Origin of the sequence: Nocardia sp. NBC_00416 (genome assembly GCF_036032445.1) — a bacterium.
GTDB lineage: Bacteria > Actinomycetota > Actinomycetes > Mycobacteriales > Mycobacteriaceae > Nocardia.
The window spans coordinates 6,914,375-6,932,936 of the sequence record NZ_CP107932.1; the positions used below are offsets into that span (position 1 = coordinate 6,914,375).

The 18,562-nt window shown below is 69.2% G+C and carries 17 protein-coding genes; 10 read left to right on the forward strand and 7 right to left on the reverse strand.

Annotated features, from left to right (window positions below):
- Positions 1–68 precede the first annotated feature (68 nt).
- From OG804_RS29955 to OG804_RS29970, 4 genes are read left to right on the forward strand one after another with little or no spacing between them, the layout of a single operon-like run.
- Positions 69–1,067: an ABC transporter substrate-binding protein gene (locus OG804_RS29955; RefSeq protein WP_328391984.1), complete on the forward strand. Its 999-nt coding sequence runs from the start codon at positions 69–71 to the stop codon at positions 1,065–1,067.
- Entirely contained in the window at positions 1,064–2,374 is a 1,311-nt protein-coding gene (gene entS, locus OG804_RS29960; protein WP_328391985.1) for an enterobactin transporter EntS, read from the forward strand. The genes OG804_RS29955 and entS overlap by 4 nt, the downstream gene beginning before the upstream one ends.
- Complete coding sequence (locus OG804_RS29965; RefSeq protein ID WP_442941671.1) at positions 2,374–3,213, forward strand: siderophore-interacting protein; 840 nt, start codon at positions 2,374–2,376, stop codon at positions 3,211–3,213. The genes entS and OG804_RS29965 overlap by 1 nt, the downstream gene beginning before the upstream one ends.
- Positions 3,214–3,225: 12 nt before the next feature.
- On the forward strand, positions 3,226–3,468 hold the full coding sequence (locus tag OG804_RS29970) for a phosphopantetheine-binding protein (protein WP_328391986.1): 243 nt from the start codon (positions 3,226–3,228) through the stop codon (positions 3,466–3,468).
- Positions 3,469–3,515: 47 nt separating this feature from the next.
- Here the strand turns inward: OG804_RS29970 and OG804_RS29975 are convergent, their stop codons facing one another.
- Positions 3,516–5,168 (reverse strand): (2,3-dihydroxybenzoyl)adenylate synthase, encoded by a 1,653-nt coding sequence (locus OG804_RS29975; RefSeq protein WP_328391987.1) that lies wholly within the window; start codon positions 5,166–5,168, stop codon positions 3,516–3,518.
- Positions 5,169–5,254: 86 nt separating this feature from the next.
- Between OG804_RS29975 and OG804_RS29980 the strand changes: the two genes are divergently transcribed.
- The 3 genes from OG804_RS29980 (at position 5,255) to OG804_RS29990 (ending at position 7,958) form a co-directional block, all read left to right on the forward strand.
- Entirely contained in the window at positions 5,255–6,061 is an 807-nt protein-coding gene (locus tag OG804_RS29980) for an SDR family oxidoreductase (protein WP_328391988.1), read from the forward strand.
- A 9-nt stretch (positions 6,062–6,070) separates the two neighbouring features.
- The gene (locus OG804_RS29985; RefSeq protein WP_328391989.1) at positions 6,071–7,219 is read left to right on the forward strand and encodes an isochorismate synthase; all 1,149 of its coding nucleotides are present in this window, start codon (positions 6,071–6,073) and stop codon (positions 7,217–7,219) included.
- 82 nt (positions 7,220–7,301) lie between these two features.
- Positions 7,302–7,958 carry an isochorismatase family protein gene (locus OG804_RS29990; RefSeq protein WP_328391990.1) on the forward strand — a complete coding sequence of 219 codons (657 nt, stop codon included), beginning with the start codon at positions 7,302–7,304 and terminating at the stop codon, positions 7,956–7,958.
- A 49-nt stretch (positions 7,959–8,007) separates the two neighbouring features.
- Here OG804_RS29990 and OG804_RS29995 read toward each other — a convergent pair whose 3' ends face one another.
- The 4 genes from OG804_RS29995 to OG804_RS30010 are packed head-to-tail and all read right to left on the reverse strand — an operon-like array spanning position 8,008 to position 12,923.
- Entirely contained in the window at positions 8,008–10,017 is a 2,010-nt protein-coding gene (locus OG804_RS29995; protein ID WP_328391991.1) for a 5-oxoprolinase/urea amidolyase family protein, read from the reverse strand.
- Entirely contained in the window at positions 10,014–10,637 is a 624-nt protein-coding gene (locus OG804_RS30000) for an urea amidolyase associated protein UAAP2 (protein WP_328391992.1), read from the reverse strand. Before OG804_RS30000 ends, OG804_RS29995 begins: the two co-directional genes overlap by 4 nt.
- Positions 10,634–11,386, reverse strand: coding sequence for a DUF1989 domain-containing protein (locus tag OG804_RS30005; protein WP_328391993.1), 753 nt, complete (start codon positions 11,384–11,386; stop codon positions 10,634–10,636). The genes OG804_RS30000 and OG804_RS30005 overlap by 4 nt, the downstream gene beginning before the upstream one ends.
- 37 nt (positions 11,387–11,423) lie before the next feature.
- On the reverse strand, positions 11,424–12,923 hold the full coding sequence (locus tag OG804_RS30010) for a sodium:solute symporter family protein (protein WP_328391994.1): 1,500 nt from the start codon (positions 12,921–12,923) through the stop codon (positions 11,424–11,426).
- Positions 12,924–13,107: 184 nt separating this feature from the next.
- Here OG804_RS30010 and OG804_RS30015 point away from each other — a divergent pair, with 184 nt between their 5' ends.
- Together OG804_RS30015 and OG804_RS30020 are read left to right on the forward strand one after the other, a co-directional pair.
- On the forward strand, positions 13,108–13,773 hold the full coding sequence (locus tag OG804_RS30015) for a TetR/AcrR family transcriptional regulator (protein ID WP_328391995.1): 666 nt from the start codon (positions 13,108–13,110) through the stop codon (positions 13,771–13,773).
- Positions 13,774–13,999: 226 nt separating this feature from the next.
- Positions 14,000–14,788: an acyl-CoA thioesterase domain-containing protein gene (locus OG804_RS30020; protein WP_328391996.1), complete on the forward strand. Its 789-nt coding sequence runs from the start codon at positions 14,000–14,002 to the stop codon at positions 14,786–14,788.
- A 15-nt stretch (positions 14,789–14,803) separates the two neighbouring features.
- Here OG804_RS30020 and OG804_RS30025 read toward each other — a convergent pair whose 3' ends face one another.
- Complete coding sequence (locus OG804_RS30025) at positions 14,804–15,271, reverse strand: MarR family winged helix-turn-helix transcriptional regulator (protein WP_328391997.1); 468 nt, start codon at positions 15,269–15,271, stop codon at positions 14,804–14,806.
- A 155-nt stretch (positions 15,272–15,426) separates the two neighbouring features.
- Entirely contained in the window at positions 15,427–16,440 is a 1,014-nt protein-coding gene (locus tag OG804_RS30030) for an NAD-dependent epimerase/dehydratase family protein (protein ID WP_328391998.1), read from the reverse strand.
- A 345-nt stretch (positions 16,441–16,785) separates the two neighbouring features.
- Between OG804_RS30030 and OG804_RS30035 the strand changes: the two genes are divergently transcribed.
- Complete coding sequence (locus OG804_RS30035; protein WP_328391999.1) at positions 16,786–18,528, forward strand: BCCT family transporter; 1,743 nt, start codon at positions 16,786–16,788, stop codon at positions 18,526–18,528.
- The last annotated feature ends 34 nt before the right edge of the window (positions 18,529–18,562 follow it).

The window sequence follows — 18,562 nt, forward strand, 5'->3', positions numbered from 1 at the left end:
TGCGTCTCGAGACTCTGCCGCGGCACTGTCCGGTGCTCCGGTGGTTCCAGAAAGAAAGTAGAACACCTATGTCGCTGTTATCCCACAGCCGCTTCGCGGCCTGGCTACGTCTCGTGGTCGGCCTGTTCGTCGCGGTAGTCGCGGTCGCGGGCTGTAGCTCCGATGCCGAACCCGCCGCCGAATCCGGGACCCGGCCCGTCCAGACCGAACGCGGCCCGGTCGAGGTGCCCGCCGCCCCGCAGCGAGTTGTGGTGCTCAACGGCGCGCTCGCCGGCTATCTGTACGACCTCGACGTCCCGGTGGCCGCGGCGGACCCGCGGGTGCTCGGGGTCAGCGGCCGCAGCGCCGATTTCCCGGCGGCGTGGGCGGACGACGCGAAAGCGCAGGGCACCCAGGTGGTGCCGGTCGGGCAGAGCGTGAACCTGGAGTTCATCGCCTCGATGACCCCCGACCTGATCATCGGCGGCGGCCAGGGGTTCACCGCCAAACAATCCGTGGACGCCTACGACCAGCTCAGTGCCATCGCGCCGACCGTGCTGGTGCCCGGCAACGTCACCGGCTGGCAGGATCAGCTGAAACTGGTCGCCGAGGTGGTGAACAAGAGTGACGAGGTCGGTGCGTTGATCACCGCCTACGACGACAAGGTGAAGCAGGTCGCCGCGGAGATCAAGGTGCCCGAGCAGAAGGTCGCCTATTTCCAGTCCGCGGCCGACGGCCAGCCGAAGATGATCCTGCCGAACGCCGCTCTGCCGACGCTGCTCGCCGAACTGGGGTTCAAGGCCGACGACCAGGTGCTGGCCAAGGCCGGTAGCCCGGAGGTCAATCCCTCCGCGGACTGGTTCGGGTTCAGTCCCGAACTGCTGACCAAGGTCGTGGATGCGCCGGTGACGTTCGTGGTCCCGCTCAGCGGAGCCAAGAGCGCCGCCGATCTCGCCAAGGATCCGATGTACGCCCAGCTGCCCGCGTTCAAGGACAAGAAGGTCTATGAACTGCCGGCCACCAGCTACCGGCCGGACTACCGCGGCGTGATGAACACCCTCGACCTGATCTCGGAGCAGTTCACGTGAAAACCCCCGCCGGCCTCCTGATCGACATCTCCCCGTTGCGGGAGAGCCGGCGGTTTCGCTGTGCCTTCGGCGCGCGACTGGTGTCGGTTCTCGGCATCGGGCTGCTGATGGTGGCCCTGCCGGTGCAGGTCTACGACCTCACCGGATCGAGTCTGCACGTCGCCGGGGTGTCCACGGCGATGGCGGTCGCGTTGTTCGCCGGAAGTCTCGGCGGCGGTGTGATCGCCGACCGGTACGACCGGCGCACGGTGATCTCCTGGTCACGGTCCGCCGCAGGCCTGGCGTTTCTCGCGCTGGGCTGCAATGCGCTGCTGCCCGATCCGTTCATCGGGGTGATCTACGCCGCCGCGGTGACCGACGGACTGGCCGGCGGAATCAGCGGATCCGCGCTGATGGCGCTGGTGCCGATGTTGGTGGCGCGGGAGAAGGTCCCGGCTGCCGGGGCATTGACCACGCTCACCTCCGATCTGGGCACCATGATCACCCCGGCGATCGCCGGGGTGCTGATCGCTCAGATCGGGGTGTCCTTCGCGTTCTTCGCCGCTGCGGCGGCGACCGTGGGCACCGTGACGCTGATCCGGGCCATCGGGCCCGCGCCGCCGCCGGCCCGCGAGATCCGCAATCCACTGGTGGAACTGGGGCACGGTATCGGGTTCGCGGTGCGGCACCGCATCATTCGCGCGGTGCTGGTGAGCGGTCTGCTCGCCATGCTGGTCAGTGGACCCCTGGTTCTGCTCCCGGCATTCGCCGATCGGACGCTCGAGGCGGGCCCCACGACGCTGGGCCTGCTCTACGCCGCACCCGGTGCGGGCGCCGTCCTCGGATCGCTGACCAGCGGCTGGATCGGCCGGACTCCGCGCAACGGCCTGGTGCTGCTGGGTTCGCTCGCGCTCATGCCGCTCGGCGTGATCATGGCGGGCATCTGGCCGCAGGCGGCGTGGAGTTTCCTCGGGCTGGCCGCATTCGGTGTCGCCCGGGCGGTCAACGGGATCCTGCGCTACGCGGTACTGCAACAGAACGCGCCGGAGGAGATGCGCGGCCGGATGTCGGGACTGCTGATGGTGCAGTCGGTGGCCGGTACCGCCGTCGGGTCCATGGTGGCCGGGGCGATCGGCAACCTCGTCGAACCGGGCACCGCGCTGGTGGTTTACGGCGCGGCCGTGCTGGTGCTGTTCGCGCTGGCGCTGGTGTTGGTGTGGCCGCTGTACCGGCTCACCGCGCCGGCGGGCGGACCGCCTCTGCCGCCGCCTCCGGCGCAGGTTCCGGTCGCCGGGAACGTAGTCGACGAGAAGAAGGACGGTGTGTGATGGTGGATCGCGGAGCCTACCGGGAACGGATCGCCGAGGTGCTCGCCGGTTCGCACGGCGTGAAGGTCGGCTATCCGATCGGTTTGCGGGAACTGGAGGTGATCCGCACCGCGCCGGTGGGTTCCGGCCTGGTGCGCATCACTTTCGGCGGTCCGGAACTGGACGGATTCCACAGTTATGTCCCCGACGAGCACGTGCGGCTCGTCTTCCCGGATACCGACGGCACGTTGCGCTTACCAGAACGTGACGGTCTCTCCCTGGAATGGCCTGCTCCACGGCCGATCTCCCGGGAATACACCGTGCGCCGCTACGACGCGGCCGCGGGGGAACTCGATATCGATTTCGCGCTGCACCCCGGCGGACTCGCCTCGGATTGGGCGCTGGCCGCGCAACCGGGCACCCGCATCCACATCGCGGGCCCGCCCGGGGGCGTGGTGGTGCCCACCAGTTACGACAACTACCTTTTCGCCGGCGATATCACCGCGCTGCCCGCGATCGCCCGGTGGCTGGAATGGCTCCCGCGCGACAAGCCGGGCTGGGCGTTCATCGAAGTGGTCGACGCGAGCGAGGAGATCGAGCTGGACGCGCCGGCCGGAGTCGAGGTCCGGTGGCTGCACCGGGGCGACACGCGCGCCGGCACCGGCGACCTGCTGGAGAAGGCGATCCGCACCGTCACCGTGCCCGACGGGCAGAACGTCTACGCGTGGGTCGCCGGTGAAGCCGGGCAGTTGCGGCCGATCCGCAAATGGATACGCAGCGAGCTCGGTGTGCCGGCGAAGGACTACCTGGTCGCGGGCTATTGGAAACACGGTGTCGCGGATTTCGACCGCGAAGAATAAGGAGTACAGACGATGACGAACGAGCCGACGGCGGTGGCCGGCCGCGACCATTTCATCCGTGATGTGGCCGATCTGCTGGGGGTCACGCCGGAAGAACTGCCCACCGACACCAATCTGCTCGATGCCGGACTGGATTCGGTGCGCATCATGCAGCTCGTGGAGAAGTGGCGGTCCGAGGGGCACGAGACCGTCGATCCGCTGATGCTGGCCGGTGACCCCGTTCTGGAGTCATGGCTGGAGGTGCTGTGCCCGTGACCGGGCGCCGTGGACCGCGCGTTGCGCGCGGTCCACGGCACCGGGGGTCACTGTGCGCGATGGCCCTCGGCGAGCAGTCGGCGCAGATCGCGGCGGCTGGTCTTGCCCACTCCCGTTTCGGGGAACTCCGCGATGGTGACGACCGCGTCCGGCATCTTCCAGGCCGCGATACCGCGCTCCCGGACGAAGGTGCGCACGGTGGTCAGCGTCGGCGGGGCCGCCGGGTCCAGCGGTTGCACGAAGGCGCAGATGCGCTGTCCGAGTACCGGGTCGGGCGTTCCGACGATCACCGCGTCCCGGATTCCGGGGTGTTCCAGCAGGTAGCCCTCGAGCTCCTCGGCCGAGACCTTCTCGCCGCCGCGGTTGACCCAGTCACCGGCCCGGCCCTTCACTACCAGGTTGCCGTCGGGCCGCAGCGAGACGACGTCACCGGTGCGGTACCAGCCGTCCTCGGTGAAGCTGCGGGCGTTGGCGTCGGGATTGTCGTAGTAGCCGCGAATGGTGTACGGGCCCTGGGTCATCAGATCGCCGTCGGTGCCCGGAGCCACGTCGTCGCCCGCCTCGTCGACGATCCTGATCCGGTCGTGCTCCGACATCGGCCGGCCCTGGGTGCCGACCACCACGTCGATCGGATCGTCGAGCCGGGTGTAGCACACCAGGCCCTCTGCCATACCGAACACCTGCTGCAGCGTCACGCCCAGTGCCGGGCCGACCCGGCGGGCCAGTTCGTCGGGGCAGCGGGCGCCGCCCACCTGGACCACCCGCAGACTGGACAGATCGGGCAGCTCGCCGCCTTTTTCGGCCCGTTCGACCCACAGCCGCGCCAGCGGCGGCACCAGTCCGGTGATGGTGACTCCGAACTTCTCCACCGCGGCGAACGCGGTCGAGGGCGTCGGATCGGGTGTCATGGCCACCGTGCCGCCCGCGTAGAGCGCGCCGAGGATGCCCGGCGAACTCATCGGGAAGTTGTGCGCCACCGGCAGTGTCGCCAGGTACACGGTGTCCGGGCCCAGTTCGGTGATCTCGGCACTGCGGCGCACGCTGTAGAGGTAGTCGTCGTGGGTGCGGGGGATGAGCTTCGGAATTCCGGTGCTGCCGCCGGACAGTTGCAGGAACGCGACATCGCCGGCGTCCAATGCCGGCAGGTCACCGGGCTCGTCCCGGAAATCGGCGAGGTCGGCCGCGCCTTCGGCGAAAACGTGCTCGGCGTCGTCGGTGACCAGCAGGACGTGGCGCAGGGTCTCGACCTTACCGCGGACCGTATCCGCCAGTGCCGCATGGTCGAAGCGCTGATGCCGGGCGCAGGTGATCATCGCGACCGCCCGGCTCGCCGCGGCGATGGGAACCAGTTCCGCCTCGCGGTGCGCGGGCAGGCAGAACACCGGCAGTGCGCCGATCCGGAACAGCGCGAAGATCACTTCGACGAATTCGGCGCGATTGGGCAGTTGCACCAGGACTCGATCGTGTCGGGCGATGCCGAGCCGGATCAGTCCGGCGGCCAGCGACCGGGACCGGCGGTCCAGGTCGGCGTAGGTCCAGCGGTTCGCCGCGTCGACGACCGCGATCGCCTCCGGGTTCTCGGTGGTGCGCGCGGTCAGTACGTCTCCGAAGGTCTCACCGGTCCAGCACTTTTCGGCGCGATACCGGTCGATCTGGTCCGGCGGCCACGGTGTGAAACCGGGGAGGGCGGGCGATGACATGGAGCACCTCTTTCCGATCAACGATCTTGTTCGATGTCACACCGGAATGCTAGCCTTACGGTGTAACTTCAGGTTAGGCTAACCTAATGGTCACGAAGCAATGGGGCGAAGGGGTCATCGTCACCGGAGCCGCGGGGGGTATCGGTGCGGCGATCGCCGCCGAACTCGCCGGCGATTCTCCGAATATCTCACTCTGGGACCGCGACGCCCGCGTGCACGAGGTCGCCGACCGCATCGGACGGCAGCACGAGGGGATCGTCGTCAGCAGCGCCGAAGTGGATGTCAGCGACGCGACGGCTGTCGCCGAAGCATTCGACAAGGAACTCGCCGAACACGGCACGCCCCGGGTCGTCGTCCACGCCGCGGGCGCGATGATCGGCGGCTCCGCGCTGGACACCACGGCACAGGAATGGCAGCAGTGCGTCGCGGTCAACGCGAACGGCGCCGTGTACGTCGCCCAGCGCGCCGCCCGCGAAATGGTCGCCGTCCGGCGCGGATCGATCGTCGTCGTGTCGTCGAACTCCGCCACCGTCCCCCGCGTGAACCTCGCCGCCTACGGGGCCGCGAAGGCCGCCGCCACCGCGTTCACCCGCTCACTGGCCCTCCAGGTGGCGCCGCACGGGGTGCGGGTCAACCTGGTCTCCCCGGGTTCCACCGATACCCCGATGCTGCGCGGAATGTACGCCGACTCCGGCGCGGCGGGTCTCGGCGAGGCCGGGCGCGCGAGCCTGCTCGACGGTGACCCAGAGAACTACCGGCTCGGAATCCCGCTGCGGCGTATCGCCGATCCCGCCGATATCGCCGCCGCCGTTCGCTTTCTGATTTCCGATGCCGCGCGCCACATCACCATGCACGACCTCCGGGTCGACGGCGGCGCAACGCTGGATATGTGACACGAGAGGATGATCATCATCAACGCCGAGAACTCCGCGAGTATCGCGGATCCCGCCTTTGTCCTGTCCCGTCCGCAGCGCACCGTGACCGCGTCTGCAGGCGGGCGTGTCTTCCACAGCGCCGCCGAAGCCGCCGCCCAGCTGCGTGCGCGACGGGTCACCCATATCGTCGGGGCGTTGCCGTTCAGGCCCGGTGCGCCCGCGGCCCTGTGGGCGCCGGAGACGATATCGATCACCGAGGGGCACCGGTCCGCTCGGCCGGTGACCGCACCCGATATCGCCGTCACCGAGAACCTTCCGGAGCCCGAGGACCATGTGCGCCGGGTGGGCGAGGCCGTGCGGCTGCTGGCCGACCCCCGCAATCCGCTGCGCAAGGTGGTGCTGGCCCGGGCGCTGCGAGCCCGCGCCGCCCGCCCGGTCCGTGCGCTCGACCTGCTCGACCTGCTGGTCTCCACCGACCCCGCGGGCAACGGCTATCTGGTGAACCTGTCCGCGGCCGGCGGCCTCTATACCGGCCGCCACCTGGTGGGTTCGAGTCCGGAGATCCTGGTGCGGCGGATCGGCGCCCAGGTCACCAGCCATCCGCTGGCGGGTTCGGCGCGGCGGGTGCCCGAGAACGCCGTCGCCGACCGGATCGCCGCCGAGACGCTGCTCGGTTCGGCCAAGGATCAGCACGAACACGGCTATGTGGTCGATCATGTGGCAGGCGTACTGCGCGACCGGTGCACCGACGTGCGGACGCCGGCGCGCCCGGATCTCACCGAGACGCCCGCCATGTGGCATCTCGGCACCACACTCAGCGCGAAGGTATCGGCCGCCGGACCGTCGGCGCTGGAACTGGCCGCGGCCCTGCACCCGACCCCCGCGATCTGCGGCACCCCGACGGCGGCCGCCGCCCGCCTGATCGCCGAACTCGAAGGCGAGCGCGGGTTCTACGCCGGCGCGGTCGGCTGGTGCGATGCCGATGGGAACGGCGAATGGATGGTCAGCATCCGCTGTGCCGAACTCGCCGCCGACCACCGGACCCTGGTGGCGTACGCGGGTGGCGGCATCGTCGCGGAGAGCGATCCCGAGGACGAACTGGCCGAGACCACCGGGAAACTGCAACGGGTACTCGGGCCGCTCGGGGTGGCCGGACACCCCGCCGCCGTGCCCTGACCCCGACTACCTTTTCACCACTGCGCCAGGGCCCGCGGCTCCCCAGAAAGTCGCGGGCCACAACAGATGAGGAGTTCTGGACATGCCCATGCAGCCGATCGCGCCCTATGCGATGCCGTCGCTGGACGACGAGACCAGCAACAGAGTGTCCTGGAGACTCGATCCCGATCGCAGTGCGCTGCTGATCCACGACATGCAGAACTATTTCCTCACCGCCTATCAGCTCGACCGTGACCCGGCCCGGACGATGATCGACAACATCGTCCGGCTGCGCGCGCGGTGCCACGAACTGGGCATCCCGGTGATCTACAGCATGCAGCCGGGTGATCAGCATCCCGATCGGCGCGGGCTGCTCGCCGATTTCTGGGGTACCGGGATGTCGGACGGGCCCGATACCGAGGTCATCGCCGAGCTGGCCCCCGCCGAACAGGACATCCGGGTCACCAAATGGCGTTATTCGGCGTTCCAGCGCACCGACCTGCGTCAGCTGCTCGGCTACCGCAACCGCGACCAGCTCGTGGTCACCGGTGTCTACGCTCATATGGGCTGCATGTTGAGCGCGGCGGAGGCGTTCATGAACGATATCCACGCGTTCCTGGCCCACGACGCCGTGGCGGATTTCAGTCGCGAGGAGCATTCGATCGCGCTGAAGTACACGGCTCGCCGCTGCGGCATGGTGCTCAGCACCGAGGAGATGCTGAACCAGTGGCGGCCCGCCGCGGTGCCTTCCGGGGCCTGATCCGGCGACGGGAGCGGCGGCTCCGCTGGGTCGTGCCGCCGCCGGGCGCTCACCGCTGTTCGCCCAGTTCGCCGGAGCGGCGCCAGGATTCCCGTTCGGCCGCGAACGCCGCCGATTGGCGTTCCCGGAAGGTGTCGATGGACGCCGCCTGGTCGGTGAGGAAGCGGCGGTGGTCGGCGAGGCGGAATTCGCCCGGGGTGGTGCGCAATTCGCCGCGGCCGGCCGCGAAATCGGCGCGCAGGTCGAGCAGTTCGTCCGCACTCACCGGATACCAGCGGATCCGGTCGAAGAACCGCAGCAGCCACGGTGTCCCGGACTCGTCGCGTCTGTTCCACACCTGGGTGGTGCGGCCGACGAACTGGTAGCCGCCCGGACCCTCCATGCCGTAGATGCACAGATACGCACCGCCGATGCCGACCGCGTTCTCCGGGGTCCAGGTGCGCGCCGGGTTGTATTTGGTGGTGATCAGCCGGTGCCGCGGATCGATCGGGGTGGCCAGCGGCGCACCGAGGTACACATCGCCGAGTCCGAGTACCAGGTATTCGGCGGCGAACACCGTGTCGAAGACATCCGCGACGGTGTCCAGGCCGTTCATCCGCCGGATGAACTCGATATTCCACGGGCACCACGGGGCGTCCGCGCGCACACCGTGCATATAGCGGGTGATCGCCTCGCGGGTGGCGGGGTCGTCCCAGGACAGCGGCAGGTCGACGGTGCGGCTGGGCACCACCAGATCCTCGGCGACCGGTAGTTCTTGCTCTACCTCGGTCAGCAGGTCCAGCGTCGCGGCGATACTCGACACCGCCGGATCGACGCGCAGCTGCAGGGAGCGGACACCGGGGGTGAGTTCGGTGACCCCGCGCTCGCGTCGGCCGATCAGGCTCTGGTGCAGGGCGTGCACCCGGGCCCGCAGTTCGAGATCCAGTGTCATGGTCCCGTATTCGACGAGGATCCCGTCGTCACCGGCACGCCGGTAGGTCACCGGGGTGCCGTCCGCGGTCTCGGCATGCCGCAGGATACCGTCGTCGCCGTCACCGCCGCCCGACAGCACGATCGGCCAGCCCGCCCGGCGTGCGGGGCCCAGATCGCGCGGTGACGCGGTCCGGTCGGCGCGCACCGGTACGAAACGCACCGTGTCCCCGGGGCACAGCTGTCCGAGTTTCCACAGGTCGGCCGCGGTGACGGTGACCGGGCAGACGAAACCGCCCAGGCTCGGCCCGTCCGGGCCGAGCAGGATCGGGGTGTCGCCGGTGAAGTCGAGGGCGCCGACACTGTAGGCGGTGTCGTGGATATTCGAGGGATGCAGTCCGGCCTCGCCGCCGTCCGCGCGCGCCCAGCGCGGTTTCGGGCCGATGAGTCGCACACCGGTGCGATCGGAATTGAAATGCACCTCGTAGGAGGTGGCGAGGAGGGTGTCGATATCGTCGCGGGTGAAGAACTCGGGCGCCCCGTGCGGTCCTTCGGTGACCGCCAGTTCCCAGCGCCGGGTCAGCACCGGCTGGTCTCCGCCGGGGACGGCGCCGATCGGTTCCGCGACCGCGGCGCCCATCGGCAGCGTATCGCCGGCGCGCAGGGCCCGGCCGTCGAGCCCGCCGAATCCGCCGAGGGTGAAGGTGGCGGTACTGCCGAGGTATTCGGGTAGGCGCAGGCCCCCGGACACCAGGACGTAGCAGCGCATCCCCGGTCCGCGAATCGGTCCGATGTCGAGCACCTCGCCCGCGGGCACCAGCACCGGCCGCCACAGTGGGGCGAGCCGCCCGGCCACGGTCACCTCCACCGGGGCGCCGGTGACGCACACCCAGGTCGGCTCGGCGAAACGCAGGGCCGGTCCGGCCATGGTGCATTCCAGCCCGGCCGCCGCCTCGCTGTTGCCCAGCGCGCGGTTGCCCAGCCGGAAGGACAGATCGTCCATCGGACCCGACGGCGGCACGCCGACATGCCAGTAGCCGACCCGCCCCGGCCAGTCCTGCACGGTGGTGAGCAGGCCGGGCCGTTCGACCACGACGTGCGGTCCGGCCGCGGCGCCGGGCTCCGGGGCGAGCGCCACCGGGGCGGTCATCGCGACACCACCATTCGCACGGGTGTGGGATCGAATCCATTACAGGGGTTGTTGATCTGCGGGCAGTTGGACACCAGGACCAGGGTGTCGGCGTCGGCCCGCAACGAGACCGTCTTACCCGGCGCCGACAATCCGTCGACGATGCCGAGGGTGCCGTCGGGTTCCACCGGCACATTCATGAACCAGTTGATGTTCGACACCAGGTCCCGTTTGCCCATACCCCATTTCGCGGCCTCGACGAGGAAGTTCTCGACGCAGGCGTGCTGGTGGCGGGTGTGCTGCCCGTAGCGCAGGGTATTGGACTCCTGGGAGCAGGCTCCGGCGATGGTGTCGTGGTTGCCGACCTCGTCGGCGAGCACGGTCATCAGGGCCGTGCCCGCGTCGGTGCGCAGCACGCTGCCGGTGGTGAGGAAGATATTACGTTGCGCGGCGATCGTGGCCTGGGCGCTGTAGCGGTCGGTGTGGTCGGCCGCCGCGTACAGCAGGCAGTCGACGGCCTGGTTGCCGTGCAGATCGATGATGTCGAGCCGTTCGCCGGCCCGGACGATCGCCGACCACGGGGCGCGGGCCGGGACCACTTCGTCGAGAACGACTGTCGCCGTCGCGGAGACGCTGTTCATACCCACTCCTGTCGGGTTCGGGCGGCCGACCAGGCCTGTTCGGTGTTCTGGACGGCGCGCTGGTATTCCGGGTCGCTGTTCACGGCGGCCGCGGCCGCCCGGTCACCGGGCCAGGCGACCAGGTCGAGATCGGTGACGGGGGAGTCGTCGAGGGGATGGGCGGTCGCGGCCACCAGGACCGTCACCGGCAGGTGGATCAGCAGGTCGACGTAGGCGCCCGGACCGGCGGACCCGGTGGCGGTGAGAGCGCCGTCCCCACCCACCCGCACCCCGCGGAACAGGGAGAGCGTCGGGCCGATATCGCGCGGCGCGAGACCGTGTTTGGTGGCCGCGCGTTCCAGTAGCAGCCGCCCGTCGCGGGTGGTTCCGCAGAGCGCGTCGTGGCGGCCGGAGGTATCGGCGACCACGGTGGCGAGCAAGCGGCCTTGATCGGACAGCAGGGGGTGTCCGGTACCGAGGTAGGCCTGCCAGGGCACTTTCACGGTGTCGGCGATATTGAGTCGTTCCCAGGGAGATTCCGCGCGGAGCAGGAACAGGTGCGCACAGGCCGAGCCGTGCGGGTCGGCGAGCCGCAGGCGTGTCCCGCGACCGAGGACCGTGCTGGTGTAACCGCCGGCCGGCAGCCGGACCGACCAGGTGGTGTCGTCGAGCGGGACCCCGTCGGGCAGTGCGGGAGCGGCTGCGGTGGCCGTCGCCTGGGCGCGGGCGTGCGCGCGAGCGCCGGTCGTCGAGGCAGTGGTGGGTGTCATCGTCTTCCTTGATCGTCGGGCCTGGCGGCGGGGCGGGTCAGCCGTGCTGGGGGACCGGCTCCGGTGCGGGCAGCGGGGCCTGCGGTGCGGTCGTGGCGACGGGTTTCGTGCCGGCGGAACGCAACCGGTGTACGGCCAGGGCGGCGAGGAAGGCCAGCAGCGAGGCGAAGAGGCCGAAGAAGGTGGGCCAGCCGTCGAAACCCGGGCCGATCAGCGAATTGTCGATATAGAGCACGGTGTTCGGGACCCCGTACATGGTCGGGGTGAGGACGAACAGCACCAGCCGGACACCGAGCCCGGCCGCCATCGCCGCCACCGCGGCGGCCGTGGTGACGCGGGTGGTGAGGTGGGCGGCCACGAACGGGACGATCAATCCGGCCAGCATGAGGTCGAAGGCCAGGGTGAGCAGGATGCCGGTCTGCGGGACCTGCACCGCGAAGAAGATCGCCACCGCCACGACCGGGATCATGGTGAGCCGCACATCCCGCAGCAGGGTGTCGCGTCCGGCCGCGTCGGTCCGGTCGGTGCGTCCGGCGATATTGCGGGTCGCCACCGACGCGGTGCCGAGGATAGCGCCGTTGGCGGTGGAGCACGAGGCCGCGACGATCGCGGACAGCACCAGGATCGCCAGGCCGGTCGGGGCGTGTTCGTCCAGCAGCGCCAGCAGTCGCGGGCCGTCGTCGCCGCCGACGACATCGGTGGTGGCCAGTGCGACCAAGGCGTACGGGATCCCGACGACGGCCGTTCCGGCGGCGCCCACGAAGCAGGCGCGGCGGGCGGTTTCGGGGGAGCGCGCCGAGAAGATGCGCTGCATGAAATCGATCGCGACGATATCGCCGATGCCGAGCGCGATGAGGGTCGCCCAGTTCACCATCGCCCCGTCGGAGCTGCTGGTGAGCTGGCCGAGGTCGAACGGTCCCATCCCTTCGGGGATGTGGATGCCGTAGGTCGAGCCCACCCAGATCAGCAGGGCCAGCGAGCCGATCACGGTGATCACCATCTGTGCCAGCGCGGTGTAGGCGTCGCTGAACATTCCGCCGGTGACGGTGTAGGTCAGCACGATCACCACGATGAGCACGACTCCGGCGCTGTACGGGATGCCGAGGAAGCGTTCGAACAGAAAGCCGCCGGCCACCAGATTGCCGGCGAGCAGAATGCAGAAGCTGAAGATCATCAGGATCGAGGCGGTGAATTCGACACCGCGCCCGTACTTGATCCGGTAGAAGTCCGGCAGGGTGAGCAGGCCCATCCGGTTCATCGGCTTCGCGAAGAAGAGTCCGGTGAGCAGCAGGCACAGGCCGAGGCCCAGTGGGAGGGTGGCGCCGGCCCAGAATCCGACCGAGCCGGCCAGGTCGGTGTTGCCGAGGGTGGCGTTGGAGTCGACCGCCTGGCCCATCAGCCCGGCCGCCACCAGTGGTAGCCCGAGTGATCGTCCGGCGACCAGGAAGTTGACGCTGTCGCCGTCTACTTTGCGGGAAACCAGCAGGCCGATGCCGATTACCGCGAGCACGCTGACCGCTATTCCGAGAATGATCATGGCCCGGGGCCCTTCATCCGACACGAATATCTATCGAGTGAAAGTTTTCCGGGCGGTCGCGACGTCGTGGTGACGGCGATGTATCCGTATCGAGACCTCGCGTAACGTCTGCGTTGCCGATATTTCTATCGAATGACAGGAATGGGTGTGCATGTCCGAATTGCCGGTCGGTCACAATGGATCCATGACCCAACTCGGTCCGGGCCGCCCGCGTCTCGCGCCACGCCGCCGCCAGGGGCAGACCCCGCGTGCCGAAATCCTCGACGCCGCCGCCGAACTGTTCACCACCCACGGCTACGGCAGTACCTCCACCCGGGCCATCGCCGAAGCCGTCGGAATCCGTCAGGCCTCGCTGTATCACCACTTCGCGGCCAAGGACGATATCCTCGACGCCCTCCTCGGTGAGACCATCGCGGCGGCAGCGCAACTCGCCGAGGCCCTGCTCGCGCGGCCCGAACCGGCCGCGGTCCGGTTGTACGCGCTGGCGCGGTTCGATATCGAGCAGCTGTGCGCGGCGCGCTGGAACATCGGCGCGCTGTACTTCCTGCCGGAATTGCGGGGGGAGCGGTTCGCGCCGTTCCGGGCGCGCCGCGACGATCTGCGCGCGGGCTACGAGTCGCTGGCGGCGCGGATGGTTGCCGAGGGCGGTGCGGTCGGGGTGCCGGAGGCGGAAACCCTGCCGTTCCGCTTGGTGGAGACGGTGATCAATATCCGCTCGGACGCGGGTGGAGTGCCCGGCAGCGTGCAGGGGGCGATCGCCGAGGCGGTAGTGCGGATCCTCGGCTGGGAGGGGGATCTCGGCGGGGTGCGGGACGCGGCCGAAGTCTTGGTGCGCGATATCGGGGTGTGAGTTCGGAAGTGGGAAGAGTTGAGGCGGCTGCCACGGGCGCTGCCTCGCGGCCGCCCCCGTCGCTGCCCGCCGCGGCGGCGGTCGGCGCGCCGGGAGTGCTGCGGTGTCCGGTGACGCGACCTCTCGCCGGTACCGTGCGACCGGCTCGACCGGTACCTTCGAACGCGTACGAAACTAGAACGTGTTGTAATTCTGCTGGGGATTCGCGTGAGAAGGAGCCGATACTGTGTTCGCGTTCTTCACCAGGGAGGGTGAGCAGTTCCTGCCCACCCGGATAGCCATGTCCAGATGGAGCCCCACCCAGGTGGGTGGTCCGGCGATCTGCGGGCTCCTGGCGCGCGAACTGGAAAAGCGGTCCCCGGGCGAGGAGTTCGTACCGGCCCGCCTGACCGTCGACCTGTTCCGCCCGGTCGTCGACGAACCGGCCACCCTGCGCAGTGTCGTGGTGCGGGAGGGCAAACGGATATGCGTCGCCGACGCGGAACTGCTGCAGCGCGGCGAAGTGCGGTCCCGGGCGACCGTCGCGTACCTGCGCACCGGCGAAGTGCCCGTCGGTGAACTCTGGCGGCCGCCCCACGATTTTCCGGTCCCCGAGACTCCGGACGCCTCCGAAGCGGGCGCCCATCCGCTGTTCAAGAGCGGCGACGGCGACTGGACCACCGACTTCGCGGCCACCCAGAACGCCGAACGCAAAGTCATCTGGCAGAACATGCTCCCGGTGGTCGCGGGAGAGGTGGTGACTCCGTTCCAGCGGGCCGGCATGGCCGGAGACGCCGCGAGCCTCATGAGCAATTGGGGCACCGCCGGGATCGGCTATATCAACTCCGACGTCACGCTGACGCTGGCCCGGGTCCCGGCCGGGCCGGGTATCGGGGTGCTGGCCCAGGATCAGGTGGCCTACGAGGGGATCGCGGTCGGCACCACCACCCTCTACGACCGGAGCGGTCCGCTGGGCACGGCGGTGGTGACCGCGATATCCAATGTGCGGCGTCAGGTCGATATGCGGCGCTACTGAACGGCGGGCCGGCCGTTAGGGTCGCGGCTCGGTATGCGAAGGGCGCGGCCACGGCCGGGCCTCGCTGGCCTCGATATCGGTATTGAACCGCTCGAGGTAGGCGGCGAAGGACCGCACGTCCGTTTCGTTCCAGTCGCTCAGCACCCGGTCCAGGGCGTTGACGTTGTAGTCCCGGTCGGCGCGCACCCGCCGCTCGCCTTCGGCGGTGATCCGGAACTTGCGCGCCACCCCGCCGTCCGGGTCGGGAATGCGTTCGACCAGATCGGCTTTCAGTATGGCCGCGGTCTGCCGGTGCACGGTGGAGGCGTCCAGGCCGAAGGCCTCGCTCAGTTCGCCGATGGACATGGGCCCTTCGATGCGCAACCGGCGCAGGACCAGGTAGGCACTGCGTTCGAGGTGGTCGGGGCGGCGCAGGTGGGCGTTGAGGCTGTGCCGCCCCAGGAGCATGGTCTCGAATTCGATCAGTTCGGTGGGTTTGTCCATGACGGGTGTCCTGCTCGTTCTCGGATGCCGTGGTGGCCCGGAGGGCGTCCCGCCACTCGTTGTATCACGCAGCCGGGAGTGTCTTGCATCATACACATGCTGTGTAGGGTGCAACTCCTGTGCAGCGTGCATTCAACCGCGGGTGCGAGCAGTGCTCAGTCCCGCCGCGCCCGCCGGCGGGCGCGGCGTTCGACGAAGAAGCGCGCGGCCCGGGCCACCGCGTCCAGAACCGGTTCGGGTTTCCAGCCGAGCTCACGTTCGGCCTTGCCGTGGTCCATCCGCGACATGACGTGCATCAGATTCACCGAGGTGACCGTGAACCGGCTGTCCCGGCCGCGCAACGCGGCCGCGGCGCCGGAGAGGGCGGCCGCCGGATAGAGCAGCGGTAGCGGAACAGCCAGGCGGGGAGGCTCCCGGTGCACCGCGTGCGCGGCGGCGGTGAGCAGTTCCGCGCTGCTGAGGTAACGATCGGAGACGATATAGCGCTCACCGTCGCGTCCGGCGGTCCCGGCCAGGATCAACGCGCGCGCCGCGTCCTCGACGCCCACCGATTCCGATCCGGTCCCTGCGAACCGGAAAGGCAGTTCGCCCAGCGCGGCGGCCGCGACGAAAGACCCGTGCGGGGTGGGCTGCCAGTCGCCGGGGCCGTAGGTGTTGGCGACGCACATCGCCACCGCGGGCAGTTCGCGCTCGGCCGCGTAGCGCAGCACCAGATTCTCCGCCTCGACCCGGGACCGGACATACGGGCCGCCGAGTCGGCCCCAGTCGAAGGGCGCGGTCTCGTCGGCGACACCGCCGCGCCGGCGGCCGATGGTGGCGGCGGAACTGGTGAAGACGAATTTGCGCGGTCCGGTGGCGCAGGCCGCGTCGAGGACATGGCGCAGACCCGCGATATTGGTCCGGAACAGTGGCTCGGGATCGCGCAGCCACGCCCGGGTGTCCACCGCGCAGTGGTACACGACGTCGCAGTCGCGCATGGCCTCGCGCAGTGCGGCGTCGTCGAACAGATCGCCGTAGTGGATCTGCACCGGCAGGTCCGCGATCGCGCGGATATCGCTGGTGTGCCGCACCATGACGCGGACCGGGGCGCCCGCGGCGACCAATTGGCGGGTCAGGTGCGATCCGAGGAACCCGGAGGCGCCCACCACCAGTGTCACCGGCTCCGCCATCCCGTACTCCTCGTGTTCGCCCACGGGAAACCGTCGGCTCCGGGTACGAGTGTCGCAAGGCCGCGCGGTTGCCGTACATGGAACTGGGCGATTGACTGGACATTACTACGGACCAGTGTCCGAAATCCGGCACGAGCCTCGGGTCCGGGCTGCTCGGGGTGCTCTCCCGGGGCGGCACGCGGCCGCCCGTTACGCGTTCGGCACGTTGTCCGCCGATCGGGCGGGGTACGGTTTGCCCCGGTACATACCGTTCGGCGACCCGGTCGCGGTGCCCACCGAGGTCGAGTTCGGCCGGTCCTCGCGACCGGCCGCCGGACGCACAGTGCGATCTGAAAGGACTCGTCCATGGCGATCGACACCGGCGGGAAATCCGCGACGTACGATAGCCGTTCGCCGGGCTCGCGCAGGCGCGGACCGGGGCGGCACGGACTGGACTGGCTGGTCTTCGGGATCACCTCGATCGGGGCAGTGGCGTTCGTCCTGTGGGGAATCTTCGACCAGGAGAGCCTGGCCACCGTGGCCGCCGACGCCCAGTCCTGGGTGATCACCAACACCGGCTGGATGTTCGTTCTGGTCGCCACTTCGTTCGTGGTCTATGTGGTGTGGCTGGCCCTGAGCCGCTACGGCAAGATCCCACTCGGCGCCGACGACGAACAGCCTGAATTCCGGACGGTTTCCTGGATCGCCATGATGTTCAGCGCCGGCATGGGAATCGGCCTGATGTTCTGGGGAGTGGCCGAACCGCTCACGCATTTCACCTCTCCGCCGCCGGGCACCGCCGAAGCCGGAAGTCCGCGGGCGGCCGAGGTCGCGATGGAGACCACGCTGTTCCACTGGACCCTGCATCCATGGGCCATCTACGCGGTCGCCGGTCTCGCCATCGCCTACAGCACTTTCCGGCGCGGACGCTCCCAGCTGTTCTCCTCGGTGTTCCGGCCACTGCTCGGCCGACACGCCGACGGTCTGGGCGGTAAGGCCATCGACATCATGGCGATCTTCGCGACGCTGTTCGGATCGGCGGCCTCACTCGGACTCGGGGCGTTGCAGATCGGCGCCGGATTCGAGTTCAACGGCTGGGTGGACGCCGTGGGCAAAGTCGGGCTGGTACTGGTGATCGCCGGCCTCACCATCGCGTTCGTGCTGTCCGCGGTGTCCGGCATCGCGCGCGGCATCCAGTGGCTGTCGAATATCAACATGGTGCTCGCGGTGATCCTGGCGGTTTTCGTCTTCATCGCCGGACCCACCTTGTTCATGTTGAACTTCCTGCCCACCGCGCTCGGTGACTACATCGCCGAACTGCCGACCATGGCCTCGCGCACCGGGATATCCGGCGGCGAGGAGATGGAGGCGTGGCTGTCGATCTGGACCATCTTCTATTGGGCGTGGTGGATCTCCTGGACCCCCTTCGTCGGCATGTTCATCGCGCGGATCAGTCGGGGCCGCACCATCCGGCAGTTCGTCGCGGGCGTGCTGCTGGTGCCCAGCATGGTGAGCCTGGTGTGGTTCGTGATCTTCGGTGGCGCGGCCATCCGGCAGCAGACCGACACCCACGACCTCACCGAGGCCGACGGCAGCGTGAACCCCGATTTCGCGCTGTTCCACCTGCTCGAGGAATATCCGCTCACCTCGGTCATGACTGTGCTGGTGATGATCCTGGTGGGAATCTTCTTCGTCTCCGGCGCGGACGCGGCATCCATCGTCATGGGCACCCTGTCGGAGCGGGGCAGTATCGAACCGTCCCGGCCGACCGTGATCTTCTGGGGCACCGCCACCGGTGCGGTCGCCGCGATCATGCTGGTGATAGCGGATTCCGACGATCTCGGTGGCGCGCTGACCGGTTTGCAGGCGCTCACCACCGTGGTCTCGCTGCCCTTCATGGTCGTGATGGTGATGATGTGCGTCTCGCTGTATCGCGATGTGCGCAGCGACCCGATCATCGTGCGGGCGAACCTGGGCATCGAACTGGTGGAGGGCGCGGTGCTGCAGGGAGTGGCCCGGCACGAGGGCGAATTCGAACTCGTCACGTCGCCGATCGAGACGGAGGACGGGGAACCGGTCGGCGGAGAATCGGTGCCCGGCGAGCGGTGACGCGGTAGCCGCGTCGTCCCCGGCCCGCGCCGAT

Excerpts from the sequence above, each read along its gene's own strand:
- OG804_RS30010 (WP_328391994.1), bottom strand. The coding sequence starts at position 12,923 with ATGATCATTCTCGGAATAGCGGTCAGCGTGCTCGCGGTAATCGGCATC.
- OG804_RS29965 (WP_442941671.1), top strand. The coding sequence starts at position 2,374 with ATGGTGGATCGCGGAGCCTACCGGGAACGGATCGCCGAGGTGCTCGCC.
- OG804_RS30030 (WP_328391998.1), bottom strand. The coding sequence starts at position 16,440 with ATGGCGGAGCCGGTGACACTGGTGGTGGGCGCCTCCGGGTTCCTCGGA.
- OG804_RS29975 (WP_328391987.1), bottom strand. The coding sequence starts at position 5,168 with ATGTCATCGCCCGCCCTCCCCGGTTTCACACCGTGGCCGCCGGACCAG.
- OG804_RS30000 (WP_328391992.1), bottom strand. The coding sequence starts at position 10,637 with ATGAACAGCGTCTCCGCGACGGCGACAGTCGTTCTCGACGAAGTGGTC.
- OG804_RS29995 (WP_328391991.1), bottom strand. The coding sequence starts at position 10,017 with ATGACCGCCCCGGTGGCGCTCGCCCCGGAGCCCGGCGCCGCGGCCGGA.
- OG804_RS29970 (WP_328391986.1), top strand. The coding sequence starts at position 3,226 with ATGACGAACGAGCCGACGGCGGTGGCCGGCCGCGACCATTTCATCCGT.
- OG804_RS29980 (WP_328391988.1), top strand. The coding sequence starts at position 5,255 with ATGGTCACGAAGCAATGGGGCGAAGGGGTCATCGTCACCGGAGCCGCG.
- OG804_RS30015 (WP_328391995.1), top strand. The coding sequence starts at position 13,108 with ATGACCCAACTCGGTCCGGGCCGCCCGCGTCTCGCGCCACGCCGCCGC.
- OG804_RS30005 (WP_328391993.1), bottom strand. The coding sequence starts at position 11,386 with ATGACACCCACCACTGCCTCGACGACCGGCGCTCGCGCGCACGCCCGC.
- OG804_RS30025 (WP_328391997.1), bottom strand. The coding sequence starts at position 15,271 with ATGGACAAACCCACCGAACTGATCGAATTCGAGACCATGCTCCTGGGG.
- OG804_RS29955 (WP_328391984.1), top strand. The coding sequence starts at position 69 with ATGTCGCTGTTATCCCACAGCCGCTTCGCGGCCTGGCTACGTCTCGTG.
- OG804_RS30035 (WP_328391999.1), top strand. The coding sequence starts at position 16,786 with ATGGCGATCGACACCGGCGGGAAATCCGCGACGTACGATAGCCGTTCG.
- OG804_RS29985 (WP_328391989.1), top strand. The coding sequence starts at position 6,071 with ATGATCATCATCAACGCCGAGAACTCCGCGAGTATCGCGGATCCCGCC.
- OG804_RS29990 (WP_328391990.1), top strand. The coding sequence starts at position 7,302 with ATGCCCATGCAGCCGATCGCGCCCTATGCGATGCCGTCGCTGGACGAC.